Origin of the sequence: Cystobacter fuscus DSM 2262, from assembly GCF_000335475.2 — a bacterium.
Taxonomy (GTDB): Bacteria; Myxococcota; Myxococcia; order Myxococcales; family Myxococcaceae; genus Cystobacter; species Cystobacter fuscus.
In genome coordinates this window covers 119,255-135,580 of the sequence record NZ_ANAH02000025.1, presented here as the reverse complement: position 1 = coordinate 135,580, position 16,326 = coordinate 119,255, and the positions used below count along the sequence as shown (strand labels likewise).

The window sequence follows — 16,326 nt, the reverse complement described above, 5'->3', positions numbered from 1 at the left end:
GGTTGGCGCGCGATGGCCACCAGGCGCCCCGCCCGTCGCGAGAAGACCCCGCGCGCTTCCCGTTCCCCCTCCCCCTCCCGGCGCCGCTCCCCCGAGCAGGCGCGGGAGGCCATCCTCGAGGCGGCCGAGTCGCTGCTGAGTGAACGGGGGCCGGACGGGGTGGGACTGCAGGCGGTGGCGCGCGCCGCGGGGGTGAGCCACGGGCTCGTCACCCACTACTTCGGCACTTACGAGTCGCTGGTGCGCGAGGTGTTCCAGCGCCGGGCCCGGCTCCTGGCGGACGGCTTCTGGCAACGGATGCTCGAGTCCAGGGAGCCTCCCGACATCGCCCAGTGGCTGGAACTCTTCTCGCCGCTCCTCCAGGACGAGGGGAACGTCCGGTTGATGGCGTGGGCGTTGCTCACCGGGCGTGGCGAGCACCTGGCCCTGGGCCAGGGACTGCGCCGGGTGATGGATGTGCTGGAGTCTCAGGTGGACCGGGTCGCCACGGTGCAGGGGCTGCCGCCCCCGTCGCGCGAGGCCCTGGAGATGACGCTGCTCGTGGGGCTGTGCGCCGCGCAGGGGTACACGCTCGCCCGGCACATGCTGCTGCCGGGGCTCGGGCGAACCGAGTACGCCCAGGCGGATGCGCGCTTTCGCGCCGTGCTCGCCGCGCTCCTCGACGCCGCCCTCGGATTGGAACCGCCCCGAGGGCGTTGAGCGCCACGAAGAGAGTGCGGCCGCGCTACGTGCGTTCCGTCCCTCGTTGCATCCACTCGTGGAGCCGGTGCTTGAGCCCCTCGAGTTCATCACACGCGCTCAGGACACCCTTCCACTTCCCGGCGAGTTCGCGCATGGCCCAGACGCGTCCGTCACCCGGGTCGAATTTGGGCGCCCGCTCGGCGAGAAACGGATGGGCGTAGCGCTCCTTGGGGTGGTGTTCCCGGCGAATCTCGCTCCATGCCTCGGACAGGGTGTCCCGATGGGCCGCGAGCATCCAGACCTCGATCTCCTCGATGGCGAGGCAGACGAAGAGCCGCTGCTGAGTGCTCTCCAGCGCGGTGGCTCGTTCCAGTCTCTTGGGATCGCCGTCGCGGTCCACCATGATCAGGAACAGGTCGATCATCCTCCAGGTCTGAATGATGTCCGCGATGATGGCGGCATCAAGAGCCTGAGCAACGCCGCGCAGTCGAGGCTTGGAGAGAACCTGGACCCGCGCCTGCTTCCCGAGGTCGGCCAGAAGCCGCTCGACGATGGGCTTGAGGATGTACTGGTCGAGCGTCGGGTCCTCTGGGACGACGAGCACCTTCACAGGGCCATCTCCATCCAGCCCGTGGTGAACAGCTCGTCAATGCTCTTGTGCTGGGCCACTTCGTCGAAGTGCGGCAGGTCTCCCAGGCGACGCACGAGCGTGCCCTCGTGCTCGGGAACCCGGCCGAAGACGAGGCTGTCGCGCAGGGTCTGCTGACTCAACCACTGGAGGATGACGGGGGAATGGGTGGTCGCGATGACCTGGATGCCGCGCTCGCGGGTCACCGTTTCCAGGTACTCCACCAGCAACTTGATGCGGGTCGGATGCAAGCCCGAATCGAGTTCCTCCAGGAGGATGACCGAGTCCCTGGGCGCGAGCCGGAGGGCCAGGAGGGTTCCGAGAAAACGAAGCGTCCCATCTGAAGCGCTCCTCGCGGACACCCGCCGTCCACTCTTCTCGACGAACATGGCCATGACATCACCCAGTTCCTTGACCTCCACGAAGTCGATGTCGGTGATCTCAGGCGCGCAGAACTCGGCCAGCCAGTCCGTGATCGCTCGCTTGGTCTCGGCATCATCGCAGAGTTGGGCAAGGACTCCGGAGATGTTCCGTCCCTCGCCTCCAAGAGGCGCATTCCTGCGGCCGTAGCCGCGCATCGCCGAGGGCTGGATGTTCAGGAACTCGATTTGAGAAAACGCCTCAGCGAGTGCCATTGAGGGGAGCAACATCTTGTCAGCGCGTGGCACCTGCTGATTCAACGGAAACACGCTCCGGTGCGCGCTAACGAGCCTTGTCTCGGACTCAGCAGTATCAGCCCCTGGTGGCAGCACGCTCACCTCGATGCGATCACCTCGAAGGGCCCCTGTCCTCGCAGTTCCTCCTCCCTCATGAGAAAGGCGCTCCTCCTCCAAGAGCGGTTGAGGAGCTGTCCGACAGGCCATTCGATGGGTGATGTCGAGGGAGATCTCTCGGTACGGATTGTCGATGAGCCGTCGGCCAACGGAACTGGCCGAGAACTCAATATCCAGAAGAACCACGGTCCAGTCGCTCTCGAGCGTGAACCGCGAAGTTCCCAGCCGCGCGGCCTCTGAGGCGCCCCCGCGCAGTCCTCGCCACGCATCAGGGGAGACGCGCTGCTCTCCATTGAGGATCTGTTCGAGATCGAGGTCGAACGAGTTGGCGTGCAGGAACTGCAACGCGTCCAGGAAGTTGCTCTTGCCGGAGGCATTGGCCCCAAGGAGCAACGTCAACGGGGCGAGCGGGACGTCCTCATCGACGAAGCTCTTGAAGTCCTCGAGGCGCAGCCTCTTGAGCACGGTGCCACCCCATTGAACAACGAGTGCGCCGCTCCACTCAGCCGAGCAGCTTGAACGTCTCGCGGGCGATCACCAGGCGCTGCACCTCGCTGGTGCCCTCGTAGATGGTCTGCACGCGCGCGTCGCGGAAGTAGCGCTCCACGGGGAACTCGTCGATGTAGCCGTAGCCGCCGTGGATCTGCACCGCCTTGTCCACCACTCGGTTGGACATCTCGCTGGCGAACAGCTTCGCCATGGAGGCCTCGCGGGTGAAGGGCTTGCCCTCCTCCTTGAGGGTCGCCGCGCGCAGCGTGAGCAGCTCCGCCGCCTCGAGCTCCGTGGCCATGTTCGCCATCATGAAGCGCACGCCCTGGAACTCGCCAATCGCCTGGCCGAACGCCTTGCGGTCCTTCGCGTAGCGCACGCTCGCCTCCAGCGCCGCCCGGGCCACGCCACACGCCTGCGAGGCGATTCCAATCCGCCCACCGTCCAGGGCGATCATCGCCAGCTTGAAGCCGTCCCCCTCCTTGCCCAGGAGGTTGGCCGCGGGAATGGCACAGTCCTCGAAGGTGAGGCTCACCGTGTTGGACGCGCGCAGGCCCATCTTGTCCTCGTGCTTGCCCACGTGCAGCCCCGGCGTGCCGCCCTCCACGATGAAGGCGGAGATGCCCTTGCCCCCCTGCCCTCCCGTCTGCGCCCACACCACCATCACCCCCGCGTACTCGCCCGAGGTGATCCACTGCTTGCTGCCGTTGAGCACCCACGTGTCCCCACGCCGCACCGCCGTGGTGCGCATGGCGCGCGGATCCGAGCCCGCGTGCGGCTCGGAGAGCGCGAACGAGCCCGCCACCGCCTCGCCCGACGTCAGCCGCGTCACGAACTTCTCGCGCTGCGCGTCGGTGCCGTACGTGTGGATGAGCTCGGCGCACATGTTGGTGACGGCCATGGTCACCGACGTCGATGCGCATGCCGCCGACATCTCCATCATCGCCAGCGAGTACGCCACGACGCCCGCCTCGGCGCCGCCGTACTTCGCGGAGATGTTCACCCCCATGAGCCCGAGCGAGGCCAGCTCCCGGTACAGCTCCGTGGCGAAGGTCTCCTCGCGATCGAAGGTGCGCGCCTGGGGCGCCACCCGCTCGCGCGCGAACTTGCGCGCGGTGTCCCGGATGAGCGTCTGGGTCTCGGTGAGTTCGTGGTTCACGGGGGGCTTCCTACTTGATGGCCTTGAGGTTGAACGGGTACTCGATCGGATGCTCTTTCTTGTCCGAGGGCTCGGGGAACGTGATGCTGGTGAGCACGTTCACCACGCACTCGTTGAGCCGCTGGTTCTTGATCGTCGTGCCCGCCTTGGCCACCTGGGCGTTGCGCACGAAGCCGTCGGGCGAAATGGTGAAGGTCGTCAGGATGCGGCCCTCCTCCACATTGCTGCCCTTCCTCGCGAGGATCTCCTCGTAACAATCCTGGATGTCCCGCGAGTAGTAGTTCATCACCATGCGGATGGAGTCCGGGGTGAAGGGCAGCTTGGTGACGTCCGGCGGCTGCGGCCGGGCCGGCGGCGCGGCCTTCTTCCCCGAGCCACCCGGCTCGGCGGCCGGGGTGCCCGCGTCCGAGGGCGCGGCCGCGCCCTTCTTGCCCACCGCGCCCTGCGCCAGCGCCAGGCCCGCCGACAACACCACCGCCATCGTGATCAACGGTCGCTTCATGAGCTGTCGACTCCCTAGTCCTTGAGCAGATTGGCCGAGATGACGATGCGCTGGATCTCGCTCGTCCCCTCGTAGATTTCGGTGATGCGCGCGTCGCGCACGTGGCGCTCCACGTCCATCTCCTTCGAGTAGCCCATGCCGCCGTGCACCTGCAGGGCCTTGTTCGCCACGCGGCTGGCCATCTCGCTCGCGTAGAGCTTGGCCATGGCGCTCTCGGTGGAGTGGCGCACGCCCTGATCCTTGAGCAGCGCCGCGCGCAGCACCAGCAGCCGCGCCGCGTCGATCTCCGTGGCCATGTCGGCGATCATGAACTGGATGGCCTGGTGCTCGCGGATGGCCTTGCCGAAGCTCTTGCGCTCGCCCGAGTAACGCACCGCCTCCTCGAAGGCCGCGCGCGCGATGCCCAGCGCCTGCGCCGCGATGCCGATGCGCCCGCCGTCCAGCGTGCTCATCGCCACCTTGAAGCCATCGCCTTCCTTACCGAGCATGTTGCGTGCCGGCACGCGCATGTCCTCGAAGAACATGCTGCACGAGTGCGCCGCGCTGATGCCCATCTTCTTGTCGGGCTCGGCCCGGACGAAGCCCGGCGTGTTGGTGGGCACGAGGAACGCGCTGATGCCCCGGTTGCCCGCTTCCTTGTTCGTCATCGTGAACAGCACGATGGCGTCGGCCTTGGGGCCGTTGGTGATCCAGTTCTTCGAGCCGTTGATGATGTACTCGTCGCCCTTGCGCACCGCCGTGGTCTTCTGGGCGGCCGCGTCGCTGCCCGCCTCGGGCTCGGTGAGGCCGAAGCAGCCGAGCTTCTCACCCCGGGCGAACGGCGTGAGGAACTCCTTCTTCTGCTCCTCGGTGCCGTAGCGCTTGACCGGATCGCAGTAGAGCGAGTTGTTCACGCTCATGATGACGCCCGTGGAGGCACAGCCGCGGCTGATCTCCTCCATGGCCATGGCGTAACAGACGTTGTCCAGGCCCGCGCCGCCGTACTCCTCGGGCACCGCCACGCCCATCAGGGACAGCTCCGCCAGCTTCTTCACCGCCTCGGTGGGCCACTGGTGGTGCTCGTCCCACTTGCGGGCGTTGGGGGTCAGCTCGCGCGCGGCGAACTCGCGGCATACCCGCTGGATCTCACGCTGGATGTCGCTCGGCTCGAAGTTCATGACACTCCTGGGGGAAAGACGCGGGGTACATAGTACGGGCCATGGGCCCCGGAAACAGGGTTGGCTGAAAGGCGGGGCACCCGAGCACCCGCCGGGCCGTCTACCGGCCGGAGAAGACCGCCGGGCGCTTCTCCAGGAAGGCCTTCATGCCTTCCTTCTGGTCCTCGGAGCCGAAGAGCACGCCGAACGCCTGGCTCTCCAGCTCGTTGGCCGTGCGGAGATCCTGATCGGCGCCGATCTCGATGACGCGCTTGGCCTGGGACAGGGCCATGGGGCCGTTCTTGATGAGCTTGTTCGCCACCGCCTTGCAGTGCGCGAGGAGCTGGTCGGCGGGAAGCACCTCGAGCACCAGGCCAATCTCCTTGGCCTTGGCCGCGTCCAGCCGGTCGCCGGTGAAGATGAGTTCCTTCGCGCGCATCTTGCCCACCGCGCGCGCCAGGCGCTGGGTGCCGCCAAAGCCCGGGATGACGCCGAGGCTGGCCTCGGGCAGCCCCAGCTTCGCCTTGTCCGACGCGTAGATGAGGTCGCACGCGAGCGCGAGTTCACATCCGCCGCCGAGCGCGAAGCCGTTCACCGCGGCGATCGTCGGCATGGTGAGCCGCTCGAGCAGGTGCATGACGCGATGGCCGAGCGCGGAGAACTCCCGCGCCTGCGCCGAGCCGATGGTGGCCATCTCCGCGATGTCCGCTCCCGCCACGAAGGCCTTGTCGCCCCCGCCGGTGACGATGAGCGCGCGCACCTGCGAGGGCAGGAGCAGCAGCGCCGACTCCATCTCGAGGAACGTCTGGGTGTTGAGGGCGTTGAGCGCCTTGGGGCGGTCGATGGTGAGGACGGCGACGGCGCCCTCGGTGTCCAGCCGGATGTTCTCGTAGGCCATGGTGTGTCCCTCGTCCTAATACGTGTAGAAACCGCGGCCGCTCTTCTTGCCATACCAGCCCGCGTCCACGTACTGGCGCAGCAGGGGGCTCGGGCGGTACTTGTCGTCGCCCAGGCCCTTGTGGAGCACCTCGGCGATGTAGAGCACGGTGTCCAGGCCGATGAAGTCCGCCAGTTGCAGCGGGCCCATGGGCTGGTTGGTGCCCAGCTTCATCGCCGTGTCGATGTCCTCCACCGAGCCCACCCCCTCCATCAGCGCGAAGCACGCCTCGTTGAGCATGGGGATGAGGATGCGGTTGACGATGAAGCCCGGGAAGTCCTTGGACACCACCGTCGTCTTGCCCATCTTCTCCGCGAGCGCCCGCGTCGTCTGGTACGTCGACTCGGAGGTGGCCGCGCCCCGGATGATCTCCACCAGTTGCATGATCGGCACCGGGTTCATGAAGTGCATGCCGATGACGTTTTCCGGACGCTTCGTCGCCGCGGCGATGCGGGTGATGGAGATGGACGAGGTGTTGGTGGCGATGATGCCCCCCGGCTTCACCACGCCGTCCAGCTCCACGAAGATGCGGCGCTTGAGTTCCTCGTTCTCCGTCACCGCCTCGACGGCGAAGTCCACGCCCTGCACCTCGGTGGCGCGCTCGGCGGTGGCCAGGTTCGCGTACGCCGCCTGGAGCCGGGTCTCGTCCAGCTTGCCCTTGTCCGCGAGCTTCTTGAGGCCCGCGCGGATGCGCTCGGCCCCCTTGGCGAGTCCGTCCTTCGACACATCCACCAGCGTGACGCGCAGGCCCGCCTGCAACGCCACCTGGGCGATGCCCGACCCCATCTGTCCTGCCCCGACGACGACGACGTGCTCCGTTGCCATGGCGTTCGCGACCTCTTTCGAGCGGTTTGGAACCGGGCGGGCTATAGCCCTCGCCCCCCCACCGGTCAACGACTCCTGGCCATCCTCAGGTTCCGCTCCACCCGGAGATCCTCGGTTCCCAGTGTCAGATGCTCCACGCGGGGGGGCAGGGACGGTCCGTGCTGTCCCCGGGGAAACACCCACACCTCGTACGTCCCGGCGGCCAGTTCCGCCTTCACGGTGAGTGACGCCGGGGGGCCGCTCGGGAAGGTGAGCGTCACGCGCTTGAGCAGCTCGCCCTGCGCGTCCTTCACCTGCACGTCGAGCGCGCGGACGTCGCTCCAGCCCGGGCCCTCCAGCCACCACACCAGCTCGCGCTCGGGCACGTCCGAGCCCTTCCACCACCACAGGCCCAGCGCCAGGAGCAGCAGCAACGGCAGCCGCCGCACGAGAGGATGCCGACGCCAGTCCCGCTTCCCTGCCTCGTCCTGCACCCGCCCTACTCCTTCTTCGCGGCGGCCTTCTTGCCGCCCCGGCGCGTGCCCAACTCGGAGATGGCGATCTTGGTGCGCAGGGGCGGCTCGGCCTGCTCCTTCTGCTCCTTGTCGTCCTTGTCCGCGGGCACCAGGCGGATCTGCGCCTTCACCTCGATGGTCATCCCCGACAGGAGCTTGAGCACCTCGTCGCGCAGCTTCTCCGACTGGAGGAAGCGCCGCAGCTCCTCGGAGACGACCCGGCCCACCTCGTCCTTCGTCTTCTCCGCCTGCCCGAGCACGTAGCCGAGCACCTCCTTGGGCAGCTTGAGCTGGCCGGCCATCGCGCGCAGGCCCTCCTCCGTCATGAAGAGGGCGCCCAGCCCCGCCACGGCCACCTTGCGCATGAACTCGGGCACGAACCCCGCGCGAGACCCCTCGCCCCTGTCCTGCCCTTCATCGAGCAGCGGATCGAAGTCCTTGTCGGGTTCCTTGCCGGTCGTCATCGGGGGGCCTCGTGGGGGGACGGGGAGGCGGCTAGCGTACCACCGGGAGCTTCACCGCCACGCGCATGTTCTCGGTGGAGACGCGGCCGGCGATGTTGCGCGCCATCGTCCGGAAGGCCAGGGCCTCGGGGCTGTCCGGCGCGCTGAGCACCACGGGCACACCCGCGTCACCCGACTCGCGGATCTTCAAGTCGAGCGGGATCTCCCCCAGGAAGGGGATGCTGAACATCTGCGCCGCCTTCTGGCCGCCACCCCGGTTGAAGATGTGCGTGGCGTGCGAGCAGTTCGGGCAGATGAACTGGCTCATGTTCTCCACGATGCCCAGCACGGGAATGTGAACCTTGTCGAACATCTGCTTGGCGCGCACCACGTCCGCGAGCGCCACGTCCTGAGGCGTCGTCACCAGCACCGCGCCCGCGGCCCGCACCGACTGGGACAGCGTCAGCGCCACGTCACCCGTGCCCGGGGGCAGGTCCAGGATGAGGTAGTCCAGCTCGCCCCAGCGCACGTCGCGGATGAGCTGCATCAGCGCCCCGTGCAGCATGGGCCCGCGCCAGATGAGCGCCTGCTCCGCCTCCACGAGGAAGCCGATGGACATCACCTTGAGGCCGTGCTTCTCCATGGGCAGCAGCGTCTTGCCGTCCGGGCTCGTGGGCTTCTCGGTGATGCCCGTCATCAGGGGAATGGACGGGCCGTAGAAGTCCGCGTCGAGCAGGCCCACCGTGGCGCCATCGCGCGCCAGGGCCGTGGCCAGGTTCACCGACACGGTGCTCTTGCCCACCCCGCCCTTGCCCGCGCCCACGAGGATCACGTTCTTCACCTGGGGCAGCAGCGCCTGGCCCTGGGGGCCTCCCATGCCGGCGGGCGTCGAGCGCACCTGCGCGCCCCACTCGATGTCGAACGTCTTGAGGCCCGGCACCTGCTTGAGCGCCGCTTCCGCGTCCGCCTGGATCTTCCCCTTCATCGGGCAGGCGGGCGTGGTCAGCTCGATCTTCAGCTTCGCCTTGTCGCCCTCCACGCGGACGTCCTTCACCATCCCGGCCTTCACGAGGTCGATGTGCAGCTCGGGATCCATCACCTTCGACATCGCCGCGAGGATGTCGCGCTCGGAAACGCTCATCTGGAGTACCTGAATCCTTGTGGAACCCCGAGGGCGGGGGACGGCCCTCGGATGGGGCGCGCAATAGCCAGCGGGCCCGGTGGTGTCAACCTCCTCTAATCTCCCACCGGCCCGGATGCACGCCGCCTCATTCGAGCGCCTCCACCCGGTACTCGCCCGCCTCCCGCGTGAGCCGCACCGCCCGTTGCTCCCCCAGGGGGAACGCCGCCCCCCCTTCCGTCACCTCCACCGGGCCCTTCACCGCGAGTCGCGCCCGGCGCACCCTCTCGGCCGCCAGGGGCTCGCGCTGGAAGTCCTCGCGCAGCCGCTCCGGGGTGTACCGGGCCCGCAGGGAAGAGGACAGGAGCGACCAGGCGGTCTCCCAGTCGGCGGCCTCCGTCGCGTCGAGGAACCGCGTCAGGCTGGCCCGGGGCGCGTCCTGGGGGGATTCCTCGACGACCCGCCAGCCCTCCTTCGACTCGATGAGGGACAGCGAGGGGCCCTGGGCCCGGAGCGCGGGAAGGGCCGCGCGCACCTGGGAGATCCGCGCCCGCCGCGCCTCGGCGTCCGCGTAGTGCGAGAGGAACGTGGCGCGCTCCTCGGGGGGCAAGCTCGTCAGGGCGGAAGCCGCCTCCAGCCGGTTCTCCTCCAGGGCCCGGACATAGGCCGTGGCCACCTCGCGGGGGCCCGGCGCGTGGACACAGCCCACGAGGGACGACACCAGCGCGAGGCCGACGGTGAGCGGGGAGGAACGGGGAGGAGTCGAGCGGGACATGGGCACGAGGAGTCTCCGAGGTTAGCGGAAACCCCCGTGCCGCGCCGCTGGAGAGACGACGCGGGGACTCAGGGCACCTGCACGCCGTTGGCCTTGATGACGTCCCGGTACCAGAGCGCGCTGTCCTTGGGGATGCGCTGCTGGGTCTTGTAGTCCACCCAGACGATGCCGAAGCGCTGCAGGTAGCCGCGATCCCACTCGAAGTTGTCCATGAAGGACCAGACGAAGTAGCCGGCCAGCGGCGCGCCCGCGTCCATCGCCTTGCGGGCCGCGAGGAAGTGGTCGCGCAGGAAGTTGAGCCGCTTCTCGTCGGGCACCCGGCCCTTGTCGTCCGGAGGAGTCGAGAAGCTCGCCCCGTTCTCCGTCACGTACAGCTTGCGCGGCCCGTAGTCGACGTGCAGCCGCGTGAGCAGCTTGCGCAGGCTGTCCGGGTGGACCTCCCAGCCCATCTCCGTCCACTCCGACTCGGGCGCGAGGTGCACCGTGCGCGGGTGGTTCTTCTCCTCGGGCACCTTGTCGCTGCGCAGCACCGCGCGGTTGTAGTAGTTGACGCCGAGGAAGTCGGTGTCCACCGCGATCGCCTCGAGGTCTCCCGGCTGCACCACCGTGAAGCCCTCGGACGGCAGGTGTCCGGCCTTGACGTAGTCCGCGATCATGTCCGCCGGGTAGTGACGCCCGTAGAGCGGATCCAGGAACCAGCGGTTGAAGTAGCCGTCGTGGTGGCGGAACGCATCGTAGTCGGCGGCGCTCGGCGAGGCGGGCTCCGCGGGCGACAGGTTGAGCGTGATGCCTACCTGGGCACCCGGGCTCGCGGCGCGGATGACGGGCACCGCCCAGCCATGCGACAGCAGCACGTGGTGGCTCGCCGCGAGCGCCTGCCGGAAGTCCTTGAGGCCCGGCGCGTGCAGGCCCTTCTCGTGGCTGAGCAGGCTGATGCACCAGGGCTCGTTGTGGGTGATCCAGTTCTTCACCCGATCCCCGAGAGCGCGCGCGACGACCTCCGTGTACTCGACGAACGCCTCGGCGGTGGAGCGCCGGGGCCAGCCGCCCTGATCCTGCAGCGTCTGGGGGAGATCCCAGTGGTAGAGCGTCACGAACGGGGTGATGCCCGCCTCGAGCAGCCCGTCCACCAGGCGGTTGTAGAAGTCGAGCCCCTTCGGGTTCACCTTGCCCCGGCCCGTGGGCAGGATGCGAGGCCACGCCACCGAGAAGCGGTAGGCCTGCATCCCCAGGCTCTTCATCAGCGCGATGTCCTCGCGATAGCGGTGATAGTGATCACACGCCACGTCGCCGTTCGTCCCATCGCCCACCTTGCCGGGCGTCTTGGAGAAGCGATCCCAGATCGACTCGCCCCGCCCGTCCTCCATGGCGGCGCCTTCGATCTGGTACGAGGAGGTGGCGGTACCCCAGAGGAAATCCTTCGGGAAGCTGATGAGTGCCATGCGTGTGCTGGAGCCTCTTGATCGAGGGAAGAAACAAGGGCGCCAGGCCTCGGCGGACTTCTCCGGAGCGGCGCCCTGATGATGGAGGGAAGACGGAAGGACGCTACGCCTCGGCGGCCTTCTGCGGCGCGGCCTCGGTGCCCTGACCGTGAAGGTGGCAGCTCACCCAACGGCTCGCGTCCAGTTGTGTCCTGCCCGGCATCTGCTCGCGGCAGACGGGCATGACGTGGGGGCAGCGCGCGGCGAACGGGCAGCCCGGAGGCGGATCGATGAGCACGGGCGCGCCCGGCCTGGCCTTGAACTCCCCCGTCATGGGGGTGGTCGGATCCGGCACCGCCGACAGCAGCAGCTGGGTGTAGGGGTGCGCCGGGCGCTGCATCAGCTCCTCGCTCGGCGCGCTCTCCACCAGGTTCCCCGCGTACAGCACCATGGTGCGGTCCGCGAAGTAGCGCGCGCTCGCCAGGTCGTGCGTGATGTACAGGTAGGAGATGCCCCGCTCCTCCTTGAGGCGCTCCATCAGGTTGAGCACGCCCACCCGGATGGACACGTCCAGCATGGAGATGGGCTCGTCGGCCAGGATGACGGAGGGCTCGGGCGCCAGGGCACGCGCGATCGCCACGCGCTGGCGCTGTCCACCCGAGAGCTGGTGCGGGTGCTTCTCCGCGACCTCCGCGGCCGGGTTGAGATCGACCGTCGTGAGCAGCTCGTGCACGCGCGCCCGCAACTCCTCGTCACTCCGGGCCTTGTTGTGCAGCATCAACGGCCGCTCGAGGTGGTAGCCGAGCGTGTGCACCGGGTTCAACGAGCCGAAGGGATCCTGGAAGATCATCTGCACGAGCGAGCGGTAGTCCCGCGACGCGTGCTTCGGCTCATCGGCGAGGACGTTGCGGCCCTTGAAGCGGATCTCCCCTCCGGACACGGGCATGAGCCGCGCGATCAGCCGCGCGATGGTGCTCTTGCCACTGCCCGACTCCCCCACCAGCGCGATGACCTCGCGCTCGTGGAGCGAGAAGGAGATGTCGTTGAGGGCGCGCAGGCGCTTCGGTTTGAAGCCACCGCCCACGTTGAAGTACTTGGTGAGGTTCTTGACCTCGAGGAGCGGCTGACGCTCGGGAGCGGGGGTGGTCATGGGGCGTGGAGGTGGCAGACGCTGAGGTGGTGGGATCCGAACGTGCTCACCTTGGGCTCTTCGGTCCGGCAGTGAGCCATCACCTGCGGGCAGCGGGGGTTGAAGCGGCAGCCCGGAGGCGGAACGCGCATGTCCGGCGGCGAGCCCGGAATGCCCATGAGCTTGCCCCGCGGCCCGCGCAGCGAGGGCGCCGAGCTCAACAGCCCCTTGGTGTACGGGTGCTTGGGCGTGTGGAACAGCTCGCTCGCGGTGGCCGTCTCCACCACCCGCCCCGCGTACAGGATGGCGATGCGCGTGGAGAACTCGAGCAGCAGCGACAGGTCGTGCGTGATGAACAGGATGGAGAAGCCCAGCTTGTTCTTCAGCTCGGTGATCTGCTGGAGGATCTCCTTCTGCACCACCACGTCGAGCGCCGTCGTGGGCTCGTCCATGATCATCAGCGGCGGATCCAACGCGAGCGCGATGGCGATCACCACGCGCTGGCGCATGCCGCCCGACAGCTGGTGCGGGTAGCTCGACAGTCGCGAGCTGTCGATGCCCACGAGCTTGAGCAGCGAGGCGGCCTTCTCCAGCGCCTGCGCCTGCTTCATCGGCACGTGCGCCTGGATGGCGTCCGCGATCTGCTCGCCGATCGTGAGGATCGGGTTGAGGGCGTTCATCGCGCTCTGGAACACGAACGACATCTTGCTCCAGCGGAACTGGCGCAGCTGCTCGTTGTTCATCGCGAGCACGTCCTGGCCGTCGAAGATCACCTCGCCGCCGGTGATCATCGCGGGCGGGCGCAAGAGCCGCAGCAGCGCCTGGGCCGCGGTGGACTTGCCACTGCCCGACTCGCCCGCCAGCCCGAGCACCTCGCCGCGACCGATCTCGAAGGACACCCCATCCACGGCGCACACGGGCCCGGCGGGCGTCATGTACTCCACCCGCAAGTCCCGCACCGAAAGCAGCGGCTGCGCGGGGGCGGTCGCGATTGCGTTAGCGGACATGGCGCTTCACCACCGGGGTCGACAGACCCTCTTCCAGTTTGTTGAGCTTGAGCATGCGCGTCCAACCGCGATCCGTGCGCAGCCGGGGGTTGGTCATCTCGTCGATCGCGAAGTTGATGAGCACGAGCGCGAACGCGATGAGCGCGACACACAGGCCCGTGGGAACCACCGTCCACCACGCGCCCGTCAGCATCGCCGCGTTGTTGCTCGCCCAGTAGAGGTTCGTCCCCCAGGTGACCACGCCCACGTCGCCGATGCCCAGGAACTCCAGGCCCACCTGGGCGCCAATGGCGTAGACGGTCGCGGAGATGAAGCCGCTCATCAAGAGCGACGTCATGTTGGGGAGGATCTCCCGGAAGATGATGCGCAGGTGGCCCTCGCCGCTCACGAGCGCGGCGGACACGAAGTCCTTCTCGCGCAGCGCGAGCATCTGCGAGCGCAGCACGCGCGCGTTCCAGGCCCAACCGGTGACCACCAGCACCACGCCGATGGTGACGGGCCCGGGCCGCAGGTAGGCCGCGATGACCACCGTCATGGGCAGACCGGGGATGATGAGGAACACGTTGGTGAGCAGCGACAGGACACTGTCCACCCAGCCCCCGAAGTAGCCCGCCGTCATGCCGATGATGGCGCCAATCACCATGACGACCAGGCCCACGATGAAGCCCACCGCGAGCGACGTGCGCGCGCCCGCCACCGTCTGCGCCAGCACGTCCTGACCCTGCCCCGTCGTGCCGAAGAGGAACTCGGCCGAGGGGGCCTCGTTCGGGGCACCCACGAACGCACCCGGATCATGCGACACGAGCAGCGGACCGACGAGCGCCATCGCGATGAAGAAGAGCACCAGGCCCACCCCCACCGACGCCTTGCGATTGCTCAGCAATTGCCAGAGCAGTCCCGTGCGCGGACTCCTCCGGGCCGCCGGCTTCACGCCCGCCTCGCCAATCTGCGCACTCACACTTTGATTCGCGACTTGCATTGTAGGCTCCCGCCCTCGACTCCCGTCAGCGCGCACGCGTCCGGGGATCGAGCCATACATAGAGGATGTCCACGAGCAGATTGGCGCCCAGCACCGCCAGGGTGATCGTCAGGAAGATGCCCTGCATGAGCGGGTAGTCCTGATTGCGCACCGCCTGGATGAGCAGGTAGCCCTGACCGGGATACGAAAACACGATCTCGGTGAGCAACGAGCCGGACAGCACGAAGCCAATGGCCATGCCGAACCCGGTGATGTTGGGCAGCAGGGCGTTGCGCGCGGCGTAGTGGAACATGATGCGCCCCTGCGACAGGCCCTTGGCGTTGGCCAGCGAGATGTAGTCCTCGGCCAGCACCCCCACCATCGAGCTGCGCATGCCGAGCATCCAGCCGCCCAGCGAGGCGATCACGATCGACAGGGCGGGCAGCACCATGTGCTCGGCCACACTCCCGATGAACTCGCCACTGAGCTCCGGCGCGAGCATGTCGCTGTAGGCATGGCGCAGCGGGAAGGCGCCCAGCGTGTAGCCCAGCCCGTAGAGCAGCACCATCGCCAGCCAGAAGTAGGGAAAGGCGCCCAGGAAGCTCAACAGCGGGGGCAGCGTGGAGTCCAGCCAGCCGCCGCGCCGCCAGGTGGCGACCACCCCGAGCAGCGAGCCCAGCCCGAAGCTGATCAGCACCGCGGTGCCCGACAACAGCAGCGTCCACCCCAACCCCGTGCCGATGACCTCCGTCACCGACGACGGAAAATACGCCACGGAGATGCCCAGATCCCCCTGGAACATATGGGACAGATATGTGAAGTATTGCTGCAGCAGCGGCTCGTTGGTGAAGCCAAACGCCGCGCGCAGGGCCTCGATGGCCTCGGGCTGAAGCTGACCCGCGAAGCGCGCGAACATCGCCGACGCGGGGTCTCCCGGCATCATCCGGGGGATGATGAAATTGAGCGTGAGCGACGCCCACGCGGCGAGGGCATAGAGCCCCAGGTTCTTCAAGAGATGACGCACGGCGCTTGATTCTCCGCGATGAAGATGTCTTGGGCTTGGGCCCGCTCCGGGGACGGAGCGGGTGGGTCCGCAGGGGCTGTGGGGGATCGGCTGCGCGAGGGAGTGTCCTCTCGGACCTCCTCCACGCATCGTTGATTACCACGAATCTCCAGCAGAAGAAGCCCTCCAATTCGACTTCCGCAAACGTTTCGATTCCCCCAGAGGGTGTTGCGGCGCGTCAATTGCCGCGATGCGTCGGGCCGGAATGTCTGCATTTGAACGGCGACGCGCTCCGAGGCGCCTTCTACCGTCGCCGGGGCACGGCGCCGGGAGGCCGGCAGCGGGAACAATAGACATCTCCCTCATGCACGAACATGTCTGCCTGAATCGTGTCAGCGCAGGCCGAGCATGTCTGGATGGAAGTCTTCCCCACGCTGGCGGGAGCCGCCTGGAGGTCCGTCACCCCCTCCAGCCGCGCGTAGCCCCCCGCGTCCAACCAGAGGCCCTCGCAATGAGGGCAGACCTCCACCGGGCTGGCACGTGTCACCACCCGGGCGAGCCGCCGGCCACAGTCCGGACACGCCAGGGGCGCGCCGCCACAGGTGGCGCAGGTGCCGCGCTCCGGGGGAATCAGGTGGCCCCTCTTCCGGCACCGGGAGGGAGCCCGGCGCGCCGCCCCCAGGAAGGCCCGCATGGGAGGACGATCCGGCACGCGCGCCCATGCCCCCCGGCCGAACCACAGCCCGTGGCAATGGGCGCACGTGCCCACCTCCACGTGGGAGACACGCAGGGGCCGCAGCTGCTCGTTCGCGCACAGGGGACAGGGTCGCGCCATGCCAGGCACGA

Annotated in this window: 18 protein-coding genes; 1 reads left to right on the top strand and 17 read right to left on the bottom strand. The window is 68.1% G+C overall.

From position 1 onward, the window contains the following. The first annotated feature begins 12 nt into the window (after positions 1-12). On the top strand, positions 13-699 hold the full coding sequence (locus D187_RS33390; protein WP_002632359.1) for a TetR/AcrR family transcriptional regulator: 687 nt from the start codon (positions 13-15) through the stop codon (positions 697-699). Positions 700-724: 25 nt separating this feature from the next. On the opposite strand, the gene D187_RS33385 is transcribed toward D187_RS33390, so the two are convergent. The 17 genes from D187_RS33385 to D187_RS33305 all read right to left on the bottom strand — a co-directional run bounded on the left by D187_RS33385 (position 725) and on the right by D187_RS33305 (position 16,315). Continuing rightward, positions 725-1,291, bottom strand: a complete 567-nt coding sequence (locus D187_RS33385; RefSeq protein ID WP_002632360.1) for a hypothetical protein — start codon at positions 1,289-1,291, stop codon at positions 725-727. Continuing rightward, positions 1,288-2,547, bottom strand: coding sequence for an AAA family ATPase (locus tag D187_RS33380; RefSeq protein WP_002632361.1), 1,260 nt, complete (start codon positions 2,545-2,547; stop codon positions 1,288-1,290). Before D187_RS33380 ends, D187_RS33385 begins: the two co-directional genes overlap by 4 nt. Positions 2,548-2,584: 37 nt before the next feature. Further along, positions 2,585-3,730, bottom strand: coding sequence for an acyl-CoA dehydrogenase family protein (locus D187_RS33375; RefSeq protein WP_002632362.1), 1,146 nt, complete (start codon positions 3,728-3,730; stop codon positions 2,585-2,587). A gap of 10 nt (positions 3,731-3,740) precedes the next feature. After that, positions 3,741-4,232, bottom strand: coding sequence for an AgmX/PglI C-terminal domain-containing protein (locus D187_RS33370; protein ID WP_002632363.1), 492 nt, complete (start codon positions 4,230-4,232; stop codon positions 3,741-3,743). Between the two features lie 14 nt (positions 4,233-4,246). Continuing rightward, the gene (locus D187_RS33365) at positions 4,247-5,389 is read right to left on the bottom strand and encodes an acyl-CoA dehydrogenase (protein WP_002632364.1); all 1,143 of its coding nucleotides are present in this window, start codon (positions 5,387-5,389) and stop codon (positions 4,247-4,249) included. Between the two features lie 100 nt (positions 5,390-5,489). Further along, on the bottom strand, positions 5,490-6,266 hold the full coding sequence (locus D187_RS33360) for an enoyl-CoA hydratase-related protein (RefSeq protein ID WP_002632365.1): 777 nt from the start codon (positions 6,264-6,266) through the stop codon (positions 5,490-5,492). A gap of 15 nt (positions 6,267-6,281) precedes the next feature. Next, a complete protein-coding gene (locus D187_RS33355; RefSeq protein ID WP_002632366.1) occupies positions 6,282-7,130 on the bottom strand; it encodes a 3-hydroxyacyl-CoA dehydrogenase family protein in 849 nt (282 codons plus the stop codon). 65 nt (positions 7,131-7,195) lie between these two features. Further along, on the bottom strand, positions 7,196-7,603 hold the full coding sequence (locus tag D187_RS33350) for a hypothetical protein (protein ID WP_002632367.1): 408 nt from the start codon (positions 7,601-7,603) through the stop codon (positions 7,196-7,198). 5 nt (positions 7,604-7,608) lie between these two features. Further along, the gene (locus D187_RS33345; protein WP_002632368.1) at positions 7,609-8,088 is read right to left on the bottom strand and encodes a hypothetical protein; all 480 of its coding nucleotides are present in this window, start codon (positions 8,086-8,088) and stop codon (positions 7,609-7,611) included. A gap of 31 nt (positions 8,089-8,119) precedes the next feature. Beyond that, positions 8,120-9,208, bottom strand: coding sequence for an Mrp/NBP35 family ATP-binding protein (locus D187_RS33340; RefSeq protein WP_002632369.1), 1,089 nt, complete (start codon positions 9,206-9,208; stop codon positions 8,120-8,122). A gap of 127 nt (positions 9,209-9,335) precedes the next feature. Next, a complete protein-coding gene (locus D187_RS33335; protein ID WP_043432657.1) occupies positions 9,336-9,962 on the bottom strand; it encodes a hypothetical protein in 627 nt (208 codons plus the stop codon). A 68-nt stretch (positions 9,963-10,030) separates the two neighbouring features. Further along, complete coding sequence (locus D187_RS33330; protein ID WP_002632371.1) at positions 10,031-11,404, bottom strand: GH1 family beta-glucosidase; 1,374 nt, start codon at positions 11,402-11,404, stop codon at positions 10,031-10,033. A 103-nt stretch (positions 11,405-11,507) separates the two neighbouring features. After that, positions 11,508-12,533, bottom strand: coding sequence for an ABC transporter ATP-binding protein (locus D187_RS33325; protein WP_002632372.1), 1,026 nt, complete (start codon positions 12,531-12,533; stop codon positions 11,508-11,510). Then, positions 12,530-13,519, bottom strand: coding sequence for an ABC transporter ATP-binding protein (locus tag D187_RS33320; protein ID WP_051256653.1), 990 nt, complete (start codon positions 13,517-13,519; stop codon positions 12,530-12,532). Before D187_RS33320 ends, D187_RS33325 begins: the two co-directional genes overlap by 4 nt. Beyond that, positions 13,509-14,498, bottom strand: coding sequence for an ABC transporter permease (locus D187_RS33315; RefSeq protein WP_002632374.1), 990 nt, complete (start codon positions 14,496-14,498; stop codon positions 13,509-13,511). Before D187_RS33315 ends, D187_RS33320 begins: the two co-directional genes overlap by 11 nt. 25 nt (positions 14,499-14,523) lie before the next feature. Then, a complete protein-coding gene (locus D187_RS33310; protein WP_002632375.1) occupies positions 14,524-15,501 on the bottom strand; it encodes an ABC transporter permease in 978 nt (325 codons plus the stop codon). A 283-nt stretch (positions 15,502-15,784) separates the two neighbouring features. Continuing rightward, positions 15,785-16,315 carry a TFIIB-type zinc ribbon-containing protein gene (locus tag D187_RS33305; protein WP_043432655.1) on the bottom strand — a complete coding sequence of 177 codons (531 nt, stop codon included), beginning with the start codon at positions 16,313-16,315 and terminating at the stop codon, positions 15,785-15,787. Between the last annotated feature and the right edge of the window lie 11 nt (positions 16,316-16,326).